3 protein-coding genes are annotated in these 3296 nt (G+C 67.0%); 1 reads left to right on the forward strand and 2 read right to left on the reverse strand.

The features are described 5' to 3' along the window. On the forward strand, window positions 1-617 hold a 617-nt coding region (locus tag AB0J09_RS60190), incomplete at its 5' end, for an ATP-binding protein (protein ID WP_360712741.1). Between the two features lie 219 nt (window positions 618-836). On the opposite strand, the gene AB0J09_RS60195 is transcribed toward AB0J09_RS60190, so the two are convergent. Next, the gene (locus tag AB0J09_RS60195; RefSeq protein ID WP_360712744.1) at window positions 837-1460 is read right to left on the reverse strand and encodes a hypothetical protein; all 624 of its coding nucleotides are present in this window, start codon (window positions 1458-1460) and stop codon (window positions 837-839) included. Between the two features lie 561 nt (window positions 1461-2021). Further along, window positions 2022-3161 carry a serine hydrolase domain-containing protein gene (locus AB0J09_RS60200; protein ID WP_360712746.1) on the reverse strand — a complete coding sequence of 380 codons (1140 nt, stop codon included), beginning with the start codon at window positions 3159-3161 and terminating at the stop codon, window positions 2022-2024. Window positions 3162-3296 lie beyond the last annotated feature (135 nt).

Here is a 3296-nt window from a genome sequence, read left to right on the forward strand (position 1 = left end):
CCCCGCTGGCCGGTCAGCGCGCCGTGCTCCAGGTCGCGCTCGCCGACCCCGAGGGGGGTGAGGCGAGCCTGCGGGCCGCTTGTGAGGAGGCACTCGCTCTCGGAGCTCGGCAGGAACGCCTGATCGGCGCCCTCCTCACGCTGGCCGAAGGAGAGAAGGGCATCGAGCACCGGGAGCTGGTCGACCTGGCCGAGGTCACCGAGCAGGTGGTGTCGTCGCGCCGCTCGGAGGCCGCCGGGCGAACGGTCACGGTTCGTACGTCGCTGGACCTCGCGCCCGTCAGCGGTGACCCCGACCTGATCGCCAGCATGATCGGCAACCTGGTCGACAACGCGCTCCACCACAACGTTCCCGACGGACACGTCACCATCGCCACCGGCCTCACCGGCGACCGCGCCCGCCTGACGATCGGCAACACCGGCCCGCCCATCCGGCCGCAGGACCTGCGGCGGCTCTTCCAGCCGTTCCAGCGGCTCGGCGCCCCACGCACCCACACGGCCGACGGCCACGGACTGGGCCTGGCGATCGTCCGGGCCGTCGCCGAGGCGCACGGCGCCCGGCTGACGGCCCTTCCACGCGCCAAGGGCGGCTTGGACGTGACGATACTGTTCGACTGATCCCGGTTCGGGGCGGACGGTCACGCGTCCCAGCGGAGCCTGTGGGTGCCGAATATCGTGTCGCCTCATGCGACCTGGGCGTACTCATGTAGGAGGCCGCCGAGCCGGTCTCGTCGGGAGACCTCGATGTCGGCGTCGACTGGATGGGTAGCGCCCTCAGGCGGGCGAGCCCAGCAGCCTCGTTCGCAAGCTGGCCGGGCGGACCAAGGTCAGGCCTGATCACCCCAGGCCGGAAGGCAGGACGACAGCCAGTTGCTCCCGGGTAAACCGGTCGACGTCCAAGCGCACGCCGGTCAACGCCTCAACGGTCGCCAGTGCAGTCTCCCAGTCAGGATAGGGCGCGGCGGGTGTCACGCCCGCCTGGTCATCGGCCTTAATCCGTGCCCCCAGCGCCCGCCAGGCCCCCAGATAGTCATCGAGTGCGGCAGGGTCCTGGCCGAAGCACTCCAGGGAATGAGGAAACGACGACATGTTGACCGAGGTGACGAGAACGCCGTCGGCCGCATAGAACAGCTCGTGGGCGTTGTTGGCCAGCCACCAGAAACCCCACGCCTGCGCGTTCTCGGTCAGGCGGGCCCAGATGTCGGGGTCACTGGGATAGGCGTTGTCCGCCAGCACGATTACACCGTGGTCGCTCTGTTCCAGGACGACACCCTCCCATTCCCCTGTCGGCAGCAGCGTGCGGGGAGTCTTCGTGCCGGGGTCGGCACCCAGCCGACGGGCGACATCGGCGGCCGTGAGGGGCTCCTCACGGCCGCGCACCACCATCCAGAACATCGCGTCGTTGATGTAGGGATCCACTCGGTTCAGATCCTTGAGGAGCTGCATGTAGTAGTTGATCATATCGGGCGTAACTGGACTCATGCGCTTCCCTCTCGATAAGTGGAGACGACAGGGTAGCGGCTGATCAGGACATTCCTGATCAGGATGGGCGGCGCGGAGCTCGATCATCACGGAGATCGCGCTCATCCCGTGTATGTCGCCCGGGAGCGCTCGCGGCATATCGCGACAGATGGCGCTGTCACCAGGCAGCATCCCCCGAACTGGCACGATCCGTTATGCAACTGAGGTGCCGTTTCGCGGCCAAACGACACCAACGCGAAGATCAGAACTTAAATGACAAGATCAGCGTGCGCGCCTGTCCGCCAACTTGCGGGCATCGTCCGCCTTGTGGCGTGTGCCGTGCCTCACCGTGCGCCATGAGGATCGTGATCCCCTGGGAGCTGGCGTTCCGGCAGATGGCGCCAGGCCTTCCAGCGTTGGCGACCGGAGGTAGCGGTGAACGTGCGTATACCGGAGGAGCCCGCTGGCGGCTGAGGCGAATCTGACCGCTGCGACCTACGAGGGCCGTGGCGCGCGACCGGCGGGGAGCCTGCGTCGCGGCTCCCAGGATTACCGCCGGTGCTATGAGGCAGATGCGGGGCAGAACACCGACGTGAGGGCGTCGCCGAGGGGCCGGCCTGCGGTCAAGCGCTCGTCATCGTCCATGGCCAGTGTCATGGACACGGCGAACTGCAGGCGGCCGTCGGAGGAGGCGAAGGTCGTGGAGATGAAGCCGGGAGCGCTGCCGTCATTTCTCGGGCCGAACTCAGGGTTGCCGGCGCACGGGCCGCCCCCGGGCAGCGGCGGCATACCGGGCCGCTCGGTGATCACTTTGCTCAGGGACGCCGGCAGGAGCTTGCCCTGGTTGAAGGCGCGCAGGAAGGCGCTCATGTCGTGCGCGGTGGAGATCACGCCGCCGGCGCCCAGCATGGCGGTGGCATTGAGCTTGTCGACATCGACCACCGCGCCCTTCTCATTCACCATGTAGCCGTGCCCGTGCGGGCCCTTGATCCCCTCGGAGCCCTTGACCGGCAGGTAGGTGTCCCGCATGCCCAGCGGGGTGAAGATCTTCCGCTTGAGTTCGGTCGCCAGTGGATGCCCGGTCAGCTTCTCGACGATCATGCCGAGCAGGATGTAGTTGGTGTTGGAGTAGTTGAAGGTCCCGATCTCCGATGGCCGTTGCTGCGTGCGGGACGCGGCCACCAGATCGATGGCACGATACGTGACCGTGGTGTCGAGCGCGTCGATGTCGGGGCTGAAGGACTCGGGGACGCCCGAGGTGTGCTGGATCAGGTTGCGTACGGTGATCTCGTCGGCCCGCTCCACCAGGTCCTTCTCCGCCACCTCGGGGAGCACCTTGCTGAGCTTGTCGTCCAGCTTCAGCTTGCCTCTCTGCACGAGTTGCATGACCACGGTGGCGGTCATTTGCTTGGTCTGTGAGCCGATGCGGTAGCGAGCGGTGGAGGGAATCTTGCCGCCTTCGCCGTTGAGCAGCCGGGATCCGGCCGATCCCTTCGCGACCCGCTTGCCGTCCACGTACACCTCGCCGATGGCGCCCACCACGTGGCCCGTCTTCACTAGGGCTTCCATCGCCTTCTGCACGTCCCCAACCTTGACGGAGGCGTTGTCCGTCGCGGCGACGGCGGGCGCGGACACGCTCAGGGCCAACGCCGCGCATGTCGCCGAGACGACGCGCACGGCTGTCGATTGACGCGAAACCATGAAGTGCTTCTCCTTGATAGCCGAAGATGTGCGGCTCCAGTTCTAGGGCCTGTTTCAGAAGTGGATCACCTGGGTGGTCCACTTCCGAGACGATCTTTGTGTGGGTCGGGGTGATTTGACCGTCGCGCAGTGGGC

The organism is Nonomuraea sp. NPDC049784 (genome assembly GCF_040659615.1).
Taxonomy (GTDB): domain Bacteria; phylum Actinomycetota; class Actinomycetes; order Streptosporangiales; family Streptosporangiaceae; genus Nonomuraea.